Origin of the sequence: Lactococcus allomyrinae (assembly GCF_003627095.1) — a bacterium.
Lineage (GTDB): Bacteria > Bacillota > Bacilli > Lactobacillales > Streptococcaceae > Lactococcus > Lactococcus allomyrinae.
Map to the genome: position 1 here is coordinate 2,480,350 of NZ_CP032627.1, position 13,630 is coordinate 2,493,979.

Annotated in this window: 27 protein-coding genes; 22 read left to right on the forward strand and 5 right to left on the reverse strand. The window is 34.5% G+C overall.

What is annotated here, in order from left to right; all coding sequences use genetic code 11:
• Positions 1-88: 88 nt before the first annotated feature.
• The 4 genes from D7I46_RS11800 to D7I46_RS11815 all read right to left on the reverse strand — a co-directional run bounded on the left by D7I46_RS11800 (position 89) and on the right by D7I46_RS11815 (position 2,014).
• Positions 89-382, reverse strand: coding sequence for a hypothetical protein (locus D7I46_RS11800; RefSeq protein ID WP_120773045.1), 294 nt, complete (start codon positions 380-382; stop codon positions 89-91).
• Positions 376-789 (reverse strand): hypothetical protein, encoded by a 414-nt coding sequence (locus D7I46_RS11805; protein ID WP_120773046.1) that lies wholly within the window; start codon positions 787-789, stop codon positions 376-378. Before D7I46_RS11805 ends, D7I46_RS11800 begins: the two co-directional genes overlap by 7 nt.
• A gap of 83 nt (positions 790-872) precedes the next feature.
• Positions 873-1,253 carry a hypothetical protein gene (locus D7I46_RS11810; protein WP_120773047.1) on the reverse strand — a complete coding sequence of 127 codons (381 nt, stop codon included), beginning with the start codon at positions 1,251-1,253 and terminating at the stop codon, positions 873-875.
• Between the two features lie 14 nt (positions 1,254-1,267).
• On the reverse strand, positions 1,268-2,014 hold the full coding sequence (locus D7I46_RS11815; RefSeq protein WP_120773048.1) for an XRE family transcriptional regulator: 747 nt from the start codon (positions 2,012-2,014) through the stop codon (positions 1,268-1,270).
• A 129-nt stretch (positions 2,015-2,143) separates the two neighbouring features.
• Here D7I46_RS11815 and D7I46_RS11820 point away from each other — a divergent pair, with 129 nt between their 5' ends.
• Both D7I46_RS11820 and D7I46_RS11825 read left to right on the forward strand, forming a co-directional pair.
• The gene (locus D7I46_RS11820) at positions 2,144-2,389 is read left to right on the forward strand and encodes a helix-turn-helix transcriptional regulator (protein WP_240424441.1); all 246 of its coding nucleotides are present in this window, start codon (positions 2,144-2,146) and stop codon (positions 2,387-2,389) included.
• A 13-nt stretch (positions 2,390-2,402) separates the two neighbouring features.
• Positions 2,403-2,735 (forward strand): hypothetical protein, encoded by a 333-nt coding sequence (locus tag D7I46_RS11825; protein WP_120773049.1) that lies wholly within the window; start codon positions 2,403-2,405, stop codon positions 2,733-2,735.
• Here the strand turns inward: D7I46_RS11825 and D7I46_RS13375 are convergent.
• Positions 2,721-2,882, reverse strand: coding sequence for a hypothetical protein (locus D7I46_RS13375; RefSeq protein WP_162930899.1), 162 nt, complete (start codon positions 2,880-2,882; stop codon positions 2,721-2,723). The two genes, D7I46_RS11825 and D7I46_RS13375, sit on opposite strands and share 15 nt — an antisense overlap.
• Before the next feature lie 181 nt (positions 2,883-3,063).
• On the opposite strand from D7I46_RS13375, the gene D7I46_RS11830 reads away from it, so the two are divergent.
• From D7I46_RS11830 to D7I46_RS11915, 20 genes are all read left to right on the forward strand, one after another.
• Positions 3,064-3,297, forward strand: a complete 234-nt coding sequence (locus D7I46_RS11830) for a hypothetical protein (protein ID WP_120773050.1) — start codon at positions 3,064-3,066, stop codon at positions 3,295-3,297.
• A 10-nt stretch (positions 3,298-3,307) separates the two neighbouring features.
• Positions 3,308-3,589 carry a hypothetical protein gene (locus tag D7I46_RS11835; RefSeq protein ID WP_120773051.1) on the forward strand — a complete coding sequence of 94 codons (282 nt, stop codon included), beginning with the start codon at positions 3,308-3,310 and terminating at the stop codon, positions 3,587-3,589.
• A 63-nt stretch (positions 3,590-3,652) separates the two neighbouring features.
• On the forward strand, positions 3,653-4,711 hold the full coding sequence (locus tag D7I46_RS11840) for a RecT family recombinase (RefSeq protein WP_120773052.1): 1,059 nt from the start codon (positions 3,653-3,655) through the stop codon (positions 4,709-4,711).
• Entirely contained in the window at positions 4,704-5,618 is a 915-nt protein-coding gene (locus D7I46_RS11845; RefSeq protein ID WP_162930900.1) for a DUF1351 domain-containing protein, read from the forward strand. Before D7I46_RS11840 ends, D7I46_RS11845 begins: the two co-directional genes overlap by 8 nt.
• The gene (locus tag D7I46_RS11850) at positions 5,611-6,204 is read left to right on the forward strand and encodes a DUF1642 domain-containing protein (RefSeq protein ID WP_120773054.1); all 594 of its coding nucleotides are present in this window, start codon (positions 5,611-5,613) and stop codon (positions 6,202-6,204) included. Before D7I46_RS11845 ends, D7I46_RS11850 begins: the two co-directional genes overlap by 8 nt.
• A gap of 11 nt (positions 6,205-6,215) precedes the next feature.
• Positions 6,216-6,371: a hypothetical protein gene (locus D7I46_RS13380; protein ID WP_162930901.1), complete on the forward strand. Its 156-nt coding sequence runs from the start codon at positions 6,216-6,218 to the stop codon at positions 6,369-6,371.
• Positions 6,372-6,590, forward strand: coding sequence for a hypothetical protein (locus D7I46_RS11855; RefSeq protein WP_120773055.1), 219 nt, complete (start codon positions 6,372-6,374; stop codon positions 6,588-6,590).
• Positions 6,587-6,781, forward strand: coding sequence for a hypothetical protein (locus tag D7I46_RS11860; RefSeq protein WP_120773056.1), 195 nt, complete (start codon positions 6,587-6,589; stop codon positions 6,779-6,781). Before D7I46_RS11855 ends, D7I46_RS11860 begins: the two co-directional genes overlap by 4 nt.
• A 156-nt stretch (positions 6,782-6,937) precedes the next feature.
• A complete protein-coding gene (locus D7I46_RS11865; protein WP_120773057.1) occupies positions 6,938-7,453 on the forward strand; it encodes a hypothetical protein in 516 nt (171 codons plus the stop codon).
• Positions 7,454-7,562: 109 nt separating this feature from the next.
• Positions 7,563-7,835, forward strand: a complete 273-nt coding sequence (locus D7I46_RS11870; RefSeq protein ID WP_240424443.1) for a single-stranded DNA-binding protein — start codon at positions 7,563-7,565, stop codon at positions 7,833-7,835.
• A 118-nt stretch (positions 7,836-7,953) separates the two neighbouring features.
• Positions 7,954-8,178 carry a helix-turn-helix domain-containing protein gene (locus D7I46_RS11875; RefSeq protein WP_162930902.1) on the forward strand — a complete coding sequence of 75 codons (225 nt, stop codon included), beginning with the start codon at positions 7,954-7,956 and terminating at the stop codon, positions 8,176-8,178.
• Position 8,179: 1 nt separating this feature from the next.
• Positions 8,180-8,323 (forward strand): hypothetical protein, encoded by a 144-nt coding sequence (locus D7I46_RS13385; protein ID WP_162930903.1) that lies wholly within the window; start codon positions 8,180-8,182, stop codon positions 8,321-8,323.
• Positions 8,324-8,326: 3 nt separating this feature from the next.
• On the forward strand, positions 8,327-8,569 hold the full coding sequence (locus D7I46_RS11880) for a hypothetical protein (RefSeq protein ID WP_120773060.1): 243 nt from the start codon (positions 8,327-8,329) through the stop codon (positions 8,567-8,569).
• Complete coding sequence (locus D7I46_RS11885; RefSeq protein ID WP_120773061.1) at positions 8,553-8,969, forward strand: replication terminator protein; 417 nt, start codon at positions 8,553-8,555, stop codon at positions 8,967-8,969. The genes D7I46_RS11880 and D7I46_RS11885 overlap by 17 nt, the downstream gene beginning before the upstream one ends.
• 10 nt (positions 8,970-8,979) lie before the next feature.
• Positions 8,980-9,708 carry a hypothetical protein gene (locus D7I46_RS11890; RefSeq protein ID WP_120773062.1) on the forward strand — a complete coding sequence of 243 codons (729 nt, stop codon included), beginning with the start codon at positions 8,980-8,982 and terminating at the stop codon, positions 9,706-9,708.
• Positions 9,708-10,172, forward strand: a complete 465-nt coding sequence (locus tag D7I46_RS11895) for a class I SAM-dependent methyltransferase (protein ID WP_120773375.1) — start codon at positions 9,708-9,710, stop codon at positions 10,170-10,172. Before D7I46_RS11890 ends, D7I46_RS11895 begins: the two co-directional genes overlap by 1 nt.
• A gap of 12 nt (positions 10,173-10,184) precedes the next feature.
• Positions 10,185-11,141 (forward strand): DnaD domain-containing protein, encoded by a 957-nt coding sequence (locus tag D7I46_RS11900; protein WP_240424445.1) that lies wholly within the window; start codon positions 10,185-10,187, stop codon positions 11,139-11,141.
• A 149-nt stretch (positions 11,142-11,290) separates the two neighbouring features.
• Positions 11,291-11,902, forward strand: coding sequence for a hypothetical protein (locus D7I46_RS11905; RefSeq protein ID WP_120773063.1), 612 nt, complete (start codon positions 11,291-11,293; stop codon positions 11,900-11,902).
• Positions 11,903-11,957: 55 nt separating this feature from the next.
• The gene (locus tag D7I46_RS11910; RefSeq protein WP_162930904.1) at positions 11,958-12,389 is read left to right on the forward strand and encodes a terminase small subunit; all 432 of its coding nucleotides are present in this window, start codon (positions 11,958-11,960) and stop codon (positions 12,387-12,389) included.
• Complete coding sequence (locus D7I46_RS11915) at positions 12,379-13,563, forward strand: PBSX family phage terminase large subunit (protein WP_120773065.1); 1,185 nt, start codon at positions 12,379-12,381, stop codon at positions 13,561-13,563. The genes D7I46_RS11910 and D7I46_RS11915 overlap by 11 nt, the downstream gene beginning before the upstream one ends.
• The last annotated feature ends 67 nt before the right edge of the window (positions 13,564-13,630 follow it).

Below are 13,630 nucleotides of genomic sequence, written 5' to 3' on the forward strand. Positions count from 1 at the left end.
AGCACTCTCTAATTGGCATTGACGTGTGATTTTTGAGTTTAATGTTTACCGTTGGCTTCCTGCAAGAAGTGAGCGGTTTTTTTTATTCTTATTTTAATTTCATGCTATCACTCCATACGGAATAAGTAGCAAGAGTTGTTCCGTCTTCTGACTTTATCCAAAGTGATGGCATTGTGACATTATCGTCATAGGTATTGCTCAATAAGATAGTATTATAGTTTTTTTTGAATACAACTAACATACTATCAGCTACCATCTGTAGTTCCTTTTCATCATAATATTTAACTTCCTGTGGTACGTGAACTTCTATGAGGTCTGCTCCAAATTTTACTGCAACGCATTGTTCTAAACCAGAGGTAGTTTTAAATGTATTATTCAACATATTGACAAGTTTATCTGCCCTGCATTATCCCAATCTTTTTCAGAAGTAGTTGAAGCTTTAGGCTTATTACTAGATTTTTTCTTTATAGTGACCTTTTTCGAAACTTTATTTTTACCAATTTTTGAGGTTATCTTAATAACTTTTTCTGCTTTCTTCTTGCTAATTTTATATTTTAGAGTAAATTCCCCTTTTTTATTTGCTTTTACAGATTTTCCAAATGTTCCAATCTTCACTTTTGCATTTGGCTTAGTTTTTCCATGTATTGTTGCTACTCTTTTATTATTAGCATAAACAGAAGTAGGTAGATCTAAGGTTAAATTTTTCTTAGTAGCTGCACTTGCTTGAAAAGAAAAAGTTAAAGCCACTAAAATAAGAGTAAGCATTCCAATTATTGATAATTTTTTCATAAAAAATTCCCCTTAGCAATTTTAATTTTTCTTCAAATCTCTGCTTGCTATAGCAAAGAATTTAGAAATTTGTTCAAGCTCTTTCATGCCTTGGTTATAGTGAGTGAATAAATTTTTGTTTTTGATGTGATAATTTTGAAATCAAAGGGCTGTTCACCTTTGAAATAAACCCTAACAATCAACTTGTTGAGATATGTGACTGTTTTTTGTCCTAGCATTGCTCCACCTATACCACCAGCGATCACTCCACCTAAAACAGCACCAGGAGTATTTACTTTATGCTGATTATCATATTTATGGATTATTTCATATTCTTCAAACTGATTGATATTAATTTGACGCCATCTATGCAATATCCCTTTTTTTACAAGTAGTTCTCCTGTGCTATTATTAAATTTTAAGTAACCATTAACGGTATAGTCAGATATAAAGTTTTTTACAAAATCTTTGTCAGGAATAATCATATTAACCTCTAAACTTATTTTCTATAGTAATCAACAACAACGCCAAGAGCTTCACACTCTTCATCTTCGTCAAAACAAATATCATCATAATCAGGATTTAAACTTTCAAGATAACCCTCTCTTAATTTTTTTACGAAGTTACCACGACTGGTGCGAAAAACTCCGATTTCTCCAATCTCAATTTGATGTGTCATTTTAATGAAAAGAATATCTCCATTTTGTAGCTTAGGTCGCATAGAATCACCTATAACTGTTCCCAACTCGTCAAAATCTTCAGGAATTTCACTCATTGGAATTGTAACTTCAATATCTGCGTCATCATCTTGCCACTCTCCACTACCAGCTGAGAACAGTCCTCTAGCAGTACCTGAATAGTATTCAATTTCCTCTTGGACTTCTTGTAAGGCTATAATGTTATCAGAATTATAATTATTTTCTTCAATTTTCTGTTGTTCTAGTTGGTCAGTCGCAAAGTTTAGAACTTTCTTTTGACGTTGACTTTCTAATTTAGATGATGTAGAGGTTATTTTTGAAAGAATATTCGGTTCTATTACTTCTGTACCGTACATTAGAACTTGTCCTGGAACTCCAAGAGCACTTTCAATTTTCACTAAATCAAATAATTGTGGGGTATTTTCCCCACTTTCCCAACGAGATACAGCTGACTTTGTTCTTCCAATAATATCAGCTAACCCTTGCTGAGTTAGCTTTGCATTTTTTCGAGCTTCTTTTAGCCTTTCAGCAAATGTTATTTTATCCATAACTCTATTATATAAATAAAGTTGAAAAATATCAACAAAAAAAGTTGATATTTCGTAACTTTATTTGTTGATATTTCGCAACTTGTGTGATATAATAATTTTATCAAGTCAGAAAGGAGATATAAAGAATTGGCAAAAACATATAAGCCACTTGATAAGTTACTGAAAAGTACAGGAATGACATTCACTGCTATAGCAGAAAAAGCAGACATGGAAGATTATACTTTGTACCGTTTACGCCAACGTCCATCAAAGCTAAATGGTGAAATTATTGCTAAGATTTCTAATGCAACAGGTCTTGATGAAACTAAACTTTTTGAAATCTCATATTTTTTTGCTCAAAAAGTTGATATTTCGCAACGTAAAGTTTCTTAGAAAGGAAATCTATATGGAAGAACAGGAATTTGATTTTCAAAAATCTCTGATTGAGGTACTGACAGAGATACAAAAAGACCTGCACATTATCGCAAGTAATATACAGGAAAAAGAAGTCACTGTGAAGCTAGACGTACAAAGCGTAGCTAAAGCACTTGAATACCATGTCCAACAGAGCAGAGTATTATCAGGGATTGAGTTAGATAGGTATATCGCTAATCAGAGGAAGCTTCTTGAATCCACTCATGATAAAGCTCAGGAACTTACTTCAATTATGCGTGGAGAAACAAACGCAAGTCAAGATGAACGTATTGAAGCAGGTGAAAAATTGTTAAAGAATTACTGATTTAATGAGTTCATCTCTGAATTTGATCATTAATTGACCTTGTTCAGAATGCTCTTTAATTCCATTTTCTTTTAAGAATTGCTTAGTAAATTTCAATGATTTGATCATGATTTCTACCTCTTTATGATCAGCAATTTTATTATCCATATCTGGCTACTCCTTTCATTTAGGATAGCTCAATTATATCAACAACAGAAAGGAAAATCACGTCAATGTACAAATTTATTGAGAAAGAAACAGGGGAAATCCTGAATCTTAAAGTGAACAGTAAAACTGTTGCTATTGCAGTAGCAACAGACAAGCTCATTATTTTAGAAAGGAGTTGATTATGGCTCTGAATCTAGCTGATGGGAATTGGCTCAGAAAAGCAGAGTTTAAAAATGAATTTGGTCTTGGTGAATCTACTTATCAATCAAGAATCAAAAAAATGACTGCTGGCGATTCTGAGTTTAAAAATGGATACGCAAAAGTCAATAATCGTGAAGTTTATATCAACAGAGAAATATATAATGCATGGCGTAGTGCGGAAGCAGAAAAAAACATCTTCTGGGTTGACTATTAGAAAGGAACTGATGAAATTAATTGACAAAATATTTGGTAGGCGTCTTTCTTGGCGTGAGCAAATGAAACTTGATGATTATGAGAATTTAGCACGTAATTTTCTTGATGAAGCAACAGCAAAAAAAGAAGCAATCCTTGCAAAAGAAATTGCTGAAAGTAATGCTAATGCACTTATGGCAATGGTTAACAACTATGTAGAAGCTCAAACACAAGCTGAGATTACAGCACATTGGGCTGAAACATGGACAAGATTACCAGGGTGGAAAAACAAAAAAACTCACTTTGTAGAGTGAGCGAGTAGAATTTTTCGACAGGATTCTACTCTTATTATATCACAAATAGGAGATAACAAAAACATGAACGAAAATCAAAATCTTACTGTGCTTCAAACACAGGTAGCAAAAGATTCAGCTAAAAACCTCATGGCTCTCAACCGTGCAGGTATCAAATACCCTGTAGGGTTTGACCCTGACAATGCTCAAAAATCAGCATTATATGAATTATCAAAAGTAGTTGATAAAAATGGTGTAAGCATGGTTGATAAGGCTATGACCAATATCAAAACTTACAACAGTATCATCAATGCAGTAAATAATATGCTGATTCAAGGACTGGACGCAGGCAAAAAACAAGCCTATTTTATTGCTTATGGTGATGAGGTACAACTTCAACGCTCTTATTTTGGAACTGTAACCATGCTAGAACGTTTACCAGAAGTGAAGCGAGTAAAAGCTTTTGAGTATTATGAGGACAATGTACCTACTTTTGGCTTTGACCCAACAACAATGTCACAGACTATTAAAGAGTGGCTACCTCAACATAAATCACAAGAGCTTGCAGGAGCATTTGCAGTTATCGAAAAATCAGATGGCGGCTTTGAAATTACTAACATGGATATTGAAGAAATTCATAAATCTTGGAGTCAATCACAGAATTATGGTCAAACAGTCTGGCTAAATACTCCGGAAGAAGTAAAAAAAGCAAAAGAAGCAGGTCATAATGTCATTACTCGTGGTACAAAAAATTTCTATAAAACAAATGAACCAAATTCTGTTCAAAGTAAATTTGGCGGGGAAATGGCAAAGCGGACAGTTATCAACCGTGCTGCAAAGCTCTATGTCAATTCGACAAATGCACCTACTCAACTTATTCAAGCCTACAATGAAACCACTGCTAATGAGTATAAGGAACATGAAAAAGATGAGCCATTGAAAGATGTTACTCCTCCTCGTGATTATGCTAGAGAAATTTCAGAAATTAGCACAATTCAAGAATTAGATATGTTTTGGAATCATACTTTGCCTGATAATGAGAAGCAAAATCTCATTGAAGATTACAAGGCTAAGAAAGATGAACTTTTCAATCAACATATTCAACAATCACAAGAACAACAGGGGGAAGCTAAAAATGCCTAATTTTTTGGAAACAATCAATTTCCCTGAACAAGCTAAGATGTTGCAAACTGCCAAAGATAAAAAGCAAGCGTTTGAAACTCTCATTTTGGAGAATGAGGACGATAAGAAAAAGGCTAAATCCGATCGTGCAGAAATCAATAAAACCTTAAAGGAATTCAAAACACAAGCTAAAACAGTACGTGATAAAGTTATCGGTGAATTTGATACAAAGGTCAAGGAAGTTGTGAAAGTTCTTGATGAAACTCAAAATTTACTTAAAGAAAAAGTTGAAGATTATGATTTAACTTGGAAACACGAACGTGAAAATTGGGTTTTTGAAGCTATAAAATTAAGAATCACAGATGATATTGATGATTTTATAGACTTTTATGTTCTTGATGATCCGCGTTATGAAAATGTAAGTCTAACGGAAAAGAAAATTGCAGAAGAACTAGATGTAAAAGTTGCAAAGATTAAGTCAGATTTATTGGTTGCTCAAGCAATCAGTCCACAAGTTGCAGCCATTTATAAAGAATGCCTTGATATTCCAACTGCTATTGCCAGAGATAAACAGCAACAAGAAGAGCAAGCAAGACGTGAAGCTATTGCTAAAGCAGAAGCAGAACGACAAGAGCGTGAACGTCAAGAAATTCTAGCTCGTCAAAAAGAATTAGAGCGTCAGGCTATGGTAGAAGCTGAAATTACAGAAGCAAAAGAAAATGGTGAAGTAATCAATGCTGATAAAATTCGTGAAATTAATCAAAGAGCTGATGATTATGCTGAAAAAGAAGCTCTAAAAATGGCTAGTTTCACAGTTAGATTTGAGTATAAGGAATCTGATTATCCTTTATCTTGGCAAAATCCACTTGCTGACTTAGAAAAACGATTACAAGATTTAGAAAATGTTGAGGTAATAAAAAATGACTAATGCGTTTGAAGAAATTTACGCGCCGGCAACAGAGCCGGTGACAATTGCGAATAATGCAAATCAAGCATTATATAAAAATCACCGTCAATGGCGAGAATACGCACAGGCTTTAAAAGAGCAAAATGACGAGCTGAAAGCTATTGCTTTGGCGCATGAAGAAGTGTATCAAGAATTGCTTGATAAAAATGAGCAACTGATTGATGACCGATTGAAAATGTTGAAAGAAATCGAAGTTCTCAGATCTCAATTCAAACAGCAAGCTCTGCCAATAGTTCCGCAGTTCGCGGCGGATTGGATTGAATATCACAAAGCGAATGTAGAAGATGAGGGTGTCTATGATGCAATGAGCCGAGTATGGCGACGTTCTGATTCGGTATGGAATAAAAAGCATGTACCAGAACAAATGGAAGATTGGCTTGGCGAGAACGAAAACGAAAACGAATTCTGTTTGGCTTATGTTTTAGGCTACACCGTCGAAGAACCTAAAGCTCTAGTCAGTCCATGTCCTATTTGTGGCTATGAGGGCGTTGAATCTAACTTTTGTTCGATTTGCGGACATAAGAATGAATATGTTGAGGTTGAATAATGAGATATTACGTGAAGGTAGAGAATAGCGAAGGTACTATATTTGGACCGCCATGTGTCTGCGGAACTCTTTCTAAAGCGGAAAAATACAAAAGAAACTTTGAAAAAGAAGGGTTTATAGCAACGATTTATAAAATTGAGCTTGTTCCTGTGGAAAGTGAGGGATAAATGATTAAATATAAAATCTTTGATGATGGAACTTGGCTTGATGAACAAGGTAATATGTTAAATGATTATGCAGGAGCAGATGAAAAACTTACCAAATTTGCCGAGACGCACAAAATAGTCAAAACCCACTTTCAAATTGCTAGTAGTTCTGATTGGAATGTTCAATCGGGCGGAACAGCTTATATTTTGGCTGAGTATGAAAGCGAGGACGGAGAATGAAAAAGTATGAAATACTTGCAAATAATTTGAGTTCAAGCACTTACTCAAGCGAAAGTGAACTTAAGAGAATACTGGCTAAATTAACAGATTCAGATATAGAAACTTTGACATCCGCTTGTTTCCAAGCTGCTGAAAAATGCAGTCTTGACGTATTTGACTGCAATATAATAATTGGAGAGGACGGAGAATGACAAAACTTCTAGTGGAAGCAACAAACAATGGTAAGAGACGTAGGAAGGGCAAGAGATTTTTGTGGCTGTTGATGTTGTTGGAGAGACAGTCAGTGTAAATGAAATCAAAGAAACTCTAATCTACGCTTTAAAAGCAACATTAAATGAGGTGGGTAAATGACTGAAACAGAAAATAAAGTAAAAATGGAAATTACTCAAAATGAGGCAGGTGCCTTTGATTATCATGGCAATGGTGGAGATATTCTTGACCATTTAGCAATCTTGTCAGGAATCTTTGTTCAATTATGTAAAGATAATGAACTTCCTGTTATCCCTTTAATTAAAGCCAATTTTTATGAGCTTTCAGAAAGCACTGACAACTTGAAAGACTATCTATCCGTTTACAGCGATGAAGAAATTTCAAAAATCAGAGCTGAAAAAATGCAACTGGTAACCGCAATCGAATTTCAACGTGAAAATTCAGAAAAATTAGCAGCATTGCGTGAGCTTAAAGAAGTCAAGGAACAGCTTAACACAGCGAAAAAGGCACTGACAGAATTAAAAGCGCTATTACGAGATATGAATAGAGAATGCGATGGACTTAGTGAGCCAGAGGAGGCTCTTTATAACATTATTCAGGAAGCCCTCGCAGGCAAAGTCCTAGGCGTGGATTTGGTCGAGGTGGTGGAATGATTATCACACATACATTTGTTGTTGGGGAAAAGGCTATAAAACAGGAACAACTACGCAAGGGAAAGAATGGCAAGCCCAAAGTTTCAAGGCAAGCCCTTTTGAGGAGTATGTGAGTACATTTTTACCGCCATTTGTACATGAGGGTATGACTGTAACTGTATCTGGAACGGTGAAAAAAGAAGTCAAGGGAGAGTACACAAATTATAGTATTCAATATCCAGTTATTGACACAGTTTATCAACCTAAAACACCAGAACAGCAAGAAACATCTTCTACTGGAATGTGGACGCCAGGTGGTGGAGCGTTACCAGATACGTCAGATAATATAGGATATTATGGTAGTTCTCCAACGGAAATAGCAGATAGCGACTTACCATTTTAAGGGGAGTTTTACATGGTTTACTATGACTATATAATCCATAGAATCATGAAAAAATACGACTGTGATTATGATACAGCGGCTGAAATATTCAATGATCTGGATTAGAAATGAGGTATTGATGATGGGTAAAATCAGTCAATCTGACAGAATTTTACAGTTTATTAAAGAGAAAGGTTCAATTACACGTCTACAAGCGGCAAATGAAGTTGGTGCATTTGAGTTGTCTGCAAGAATTGTAGAACTTGAACGTGAGGGCTACACATTTATTAAAGAGCCGATAAAAGTAAAAAATAGATATGGGGATACTGTGAGAGTTATGCAATATAGCCTATTTGGAGAATAACATGAAAGAATTGGTTAAAAGAGTTGCTGTTTATGTTAGGGATGATGAAACTGAAAGGGAATTTGTAGATGTTGTAAAAAACGCTTATGCTTCTGGTCTTGCTAATGGATATAAGGACGCATTGATTGAAGAAATGGAGAAATAAATCATGCAAACAGTATTTTGGATTTCAGCTTTAATTTTTTGGATATTTTCTGGTTATGAAGCTTATCATGCGAGAAAATGGAAAATTCAAGCTCAACGAGCATTAGATAATAATGACGCTCTGGTTAAATCTTTTGATGATATGGGAAAAGAATTTAATAAATTAGTTCATTCATACAATATTTTTATAAATTTAGTTAAAACAAACGCAACTAAGGAGATTGGAGAAAATGAAAAACAAGATTAACTTAAACCTTGATAAATTAGCACAAGGCGGAGTACAAGAGCTATTTGACATGAATGTCAAAAAAATTCTTGAAAATATTCAAGATTTAAACACAGAGCCAAAACTTAAACGAAAAATGACAATCACTATTGATTTTATTCCAGATGAAACACGCAGTATGATTACGCTTGGCAGTCAGGTTAAGGTAGGGCTTGCACCAACTAAGGGAGTTGCTACAGTGGTACTAACTGGACGTAATAATGATGGAGAACTTGAAGCTAATGAGCTTCAATCTGGTGTTCCAGGTCAAACTTATATTGATATGGAAACAGGGGAATTAATGTCAGATATTGGTGAAAAACTTTCTGACGAGCAAGCAAAACCAACGGTCATTGACTTACAACAATCAAAGAAAGCATAGGTAAAATATTATGACACTGACAAAAGAAGCAATACAACATATTCAAGAAATAGCAATCCAACCAGAAAAAAGATTTGTTGAAAAAAGAGGACGTCTATTTGAAGTAGATTCAGCAAGTGGAGAAGCAAACGAAATTCGTCGTAGAGAAACAAGCTCTTTTACAACAAATACCCTTTCAAGTATTGTGGCTTATATTAAAGCATTAGATTATAAAGCAGATAAACTTTATCTACAAATTAAAAATGAGCGTGAAGTGGTCTTGAAAAGTACACTACAAGATGATAATACACGCGACCAATTAATTTATGCTCAAGCTATTGTTCCAGATCAAAATTTTAAACGCTTTTTATCTGCAGAACAATTAAATATTGAACTTCAATCAAAATTCAAACAAAATGAAGATCGTGATATTTTACTACAAGTTGTGGGGAACATTAAAGATGAAGCAGTTCAAAACACATCTGATGATGGTATTTCTCAAAGAGTGACAATTAAACAAGGAGTTGCGAGTGTGGCAGCCGTTAAAGTTCCTAATCCTGTTTCTCTGACCCCATTTAGCACGTTCCAAGATGTTGAGCAACCTGAAAGATTATTTGTATTCAGAATGCGTGAGGGAGCGCAAGGAGCGTTATTTGATACTGATGATAACAGTTGGCAGCTTAAAGCTATTCAAAGTATCAAAGAGTATTTTGAATGGGAGCTTGCAGACGTTAAGCAAGAAGTAGTTATTTTAGCATGATGACTAAAATATTAGATATGGCGTGTGGTTCTCGAATGTTTTGGTTTGATAAAGAGAATCCACACGTTGATTTTATAGATAAACGCAAGCATTTTGAAAAGCTTCCTACTGGCCATATTATAAATGTTAATCCTGATATTGTTGCAGATTTCAGAGAATTACCATTTGAAGATGAAAGTTATCATCTTGTTGTATTTGATCCACCACACTTATTGAGAGCTGGTGAAAAAAGTTGGTTGGCCAAAAAATATGGGAAGCTTAATCAAAAAACTTGGAAAGATGATATTTCTAAGGGATTTGATGAAGCATTTAGAGTATTAAAGCCTAACGGAACATTAATTTTTAAATGGAATGAAGAGCAAATAAAGCTTAGTGAAATAGTTAAATTAATTCCATATTCACCACTTTTTGGAAATAAAAGGGCAAAAACTCATTGGCTTGTATTTATGAAAATATGTGATTAGAAAGGAGCAAACATGAATTTTCTTAAGCTGTTTAACGCTTTTGATAATTGGGCAAGATTTAACCCTATGACAGCGAATGAGCGCAGTTTCTGGTTTGCTTTAATGCAAATCTGGAATGCACAGGGGCGCGTGAACTGGTTATCTATACCCAATTCGTCATTGTTAGCCATTACAGGGATAACGAATCTTCGGACGCTCCAAAATACACGGCAATCTTTAGAAAGTAAAGGATTAATTGAGTATGAGAAAGGTAAGCGAAATATCACAGCACCAAGATATTCAATTATTCCTAAACATAGCCCATTGTTAGAAAATGTGTTTAATACTTCCAATGAAATGAGTAGTAATACTAATGGTTTGAATGGTGTTGCTGTATATGAAGCTTCTAATGAATTTTCTAGTGAAAAAAATCAAAAATATGATGAAAAAATTGAAACTTCCAATGAAATAACTAGTGATAGCAATGCTTTAGAGCAAACAAGCGGAAATGAAACTTCTAATGTAATTTCCGAAGACACTTCCAATACTACTTCCAATACCTCTTTCAATGAAGCTTCCAATACTACTTCCAAAGACACTTCCACCTATACAGAGAAGAGTAAAGAAAAGAAAAGTAGAGAAGAGATATTTAGTAATAGTGATAATAATAAAAATAATAAAATAAAAAAACTTGTCAGTTTTTTTGAAGCAGAATTCGGAACGATTTCACCAATGCAAATTGAAGAACTTCAAGCAATGCTATTTGAAGATAAATATGATTTTGAAATTATAAAACTCGCATTAAGAGAAGCAAGTTTGAATAACAAGCGTACTTTCAATTATGTCAAAGGGATTTTGAGAAATTGGCGTCAAGAGGGAATAACATCAGTTCATGCAGTTGAAAATCGTGAGATTGAACGATTTGAAGCTAAAGAACCAGTAAAAACGGATTTTTATATACCAATGGATGGACCTTGGAATGATAAATAGGGGGTGAGATTATCGAGGATAAAAAAATAATAATCTATGCTCTATTTGATGATGGTGTTCAATCGGTATACCACACTTTTGAAAATGATAATCGCTTTGAAGTTTATTCGTTTGGACTTCAAGAAAAAGAAACGGTTATCAATTGCGACTTGTCAGACTTGACAAGTTTCTTTGCTACTGTCAAAAATCTACCTCAACCAGATTTAATATTTGCTAATCCACCTTGTGAAACGTTCTCTGTAGCAACAAGAGGTACTTTCAATTCTGGAAATACTGGAAACTTATATTATTACGAAGATGGAACACCAATCACAGATTTTGAAGATTGGAAGTCGTCAACCTCTACAAATATTAGAAATTTGAAGAGAGATAAGGGCTTATATTTTGAGAACATCAAGAAAATTAGAGATGGTCATGAAAGATTACACATGAATACTGAAACGATTATTAGATATTTTGGTGTACCCTTTGCTATCGAAAATCCTGCACAGTCAATTTGTTTCAAAAAGTTTTATCAAAATTCAAGTGAGTTATTAGAACTTCCATATTTTTATGACGCAATGACTTATTATTTGGCTTATGATCCAGATTTTTTGACAAAACCAACAAAAATTAGGGCAAGTATTCCTTTAGTGTTACGTCCTAAACCAATATATGATTCTAAAAAGCGTTTTGAAAAGATTCATAATTACAATGAAAAATCAGCAATGCCACATAATTTGATAAAAAGTATTGTTTACCAACTCTTAGGAATTGATTGAGCTGGACGGGTAAAAGGTTTCCCGATAAAATTTAAAGAAAGGAAAGGTGATAATATTGGGCTTACGTCAGCAACATAAAAATTTTGCACAACGATACCGTGAAACAGGCAATGCTACACAGTCTTACATTGACGCTGGTTATAAAGCAAGGGGGCATTCTGCTGAATCAGCAGCCCAAAGATTGTTGAGCAATGTTGAGGTGCAAAAGTATCTTCAAACCCTTAATAACAAATCAGAGAAGAAGTCCATAGCTACAGCTGATGAGATTATGGACTATCTTAGCTCTGTTATGCGCGGAGAAACCACGGAAACTGTTGTTATGATGGCTCAAAAGACAGGTAGAGTTGTTTCTATTGATAAAACTCCTGATGAATCAACAAGAATTAGAGCGGCTACAGAGCTTTTGAAACGCTATCCAAGTGTAGTGACAGATTCTGACAATACTGTCAGAATCATCTTTGATGGGATAAAAGAAAGTGGAGATTAGACTTAAATTTGCAAGTGAAAAACACCAGGCACTCATGCTAGATGATAATGACACAATATTTGCAAGTGGTTCACGTCGTTCAGGTAAATCAATCATTGTTGGTCAGAAAATAATCACAACGATTATTGAAAATAAAAATGTTAATTGTGTTGTTATTCGTGCAGACAAAGACCAGAACAAAGATACAACTTATGCAACTCTGACACGTATTATCAAACAAATGGGGCTTTTGTCAAAGTTTATCATTCGTAAAAGTCCACTTGAAATTGAATATAAGCCAACAGGACAGATGATTGTTTTCCGTGGTACAGATGATCCAGAAAAAGTTAAAGGGATTGACTTTGCAACAGGTGGGCTTCATATGATTTGGTTTGATGAAATAACATCTATCTCAAAAGAAGCCTATGAAACTATCACAGGCAGCTTCTCAGGTACTGGTGAGTATAAAGTTATCAATCAAACACTTATCACAACCAACCCAGCAGGGAGTGCAAACTGGGTTAAAGATTATTTTATTGACAGGAATGTTTATAAAGCAAGCATTTATAGCTTTACCATTTTTGATAATAAATTCTTATCTCAAAAGGATAGAGAACATTTTCTGAGGTTAAAAGATATTGATTATCCACGCTATAGACGTGAAGCGCTCGGAGAGTGGGTCTATTCAGAGGGATTGATTTATAAATGGCAAGAGGTTGATAGAATCCCTCAAGCCTTACCATTTGTATTTGCTATTGACTGGGGAAATTCACAAGGAAGTGGCGACCCAACAGCAGCGGTCAAAGTTTCTTTTTCTGGGGATAATATCTTTGTTGAGCAAATTGCTTACAGTAATAAATTAACACTCAATCTATTGGCTCAGTATTTACCAAGAAACATAAATATTTTCTGTGATTTGAATGCTCCTCATGCTGTTGACTTTCTCATGAATGCTGGTTTTGATATGCAACCCATGAAAAAGGCAGTAGCAAAAGGACGTGTGGTTGATGGTGTTCAAATCGTGCAGGGTAAAAATCTCAATGTTTTGAGAAATAGTCGTGATTTGATTGCAGAATTAAATAATTATTTGTATGACAAAGATGGAAATATTACAACTCAAAATAAGACACCAGATCATTTACTAGACGCTATGCGTTATGCTGTGATTGGGCATGAAAGGATTGGTAGCGTGTAGTATGTGGATTAAAAGTAAAAATTTTTGGAGAGAGGTATTTTGTTTCCATGATTATGTCTATGATGAT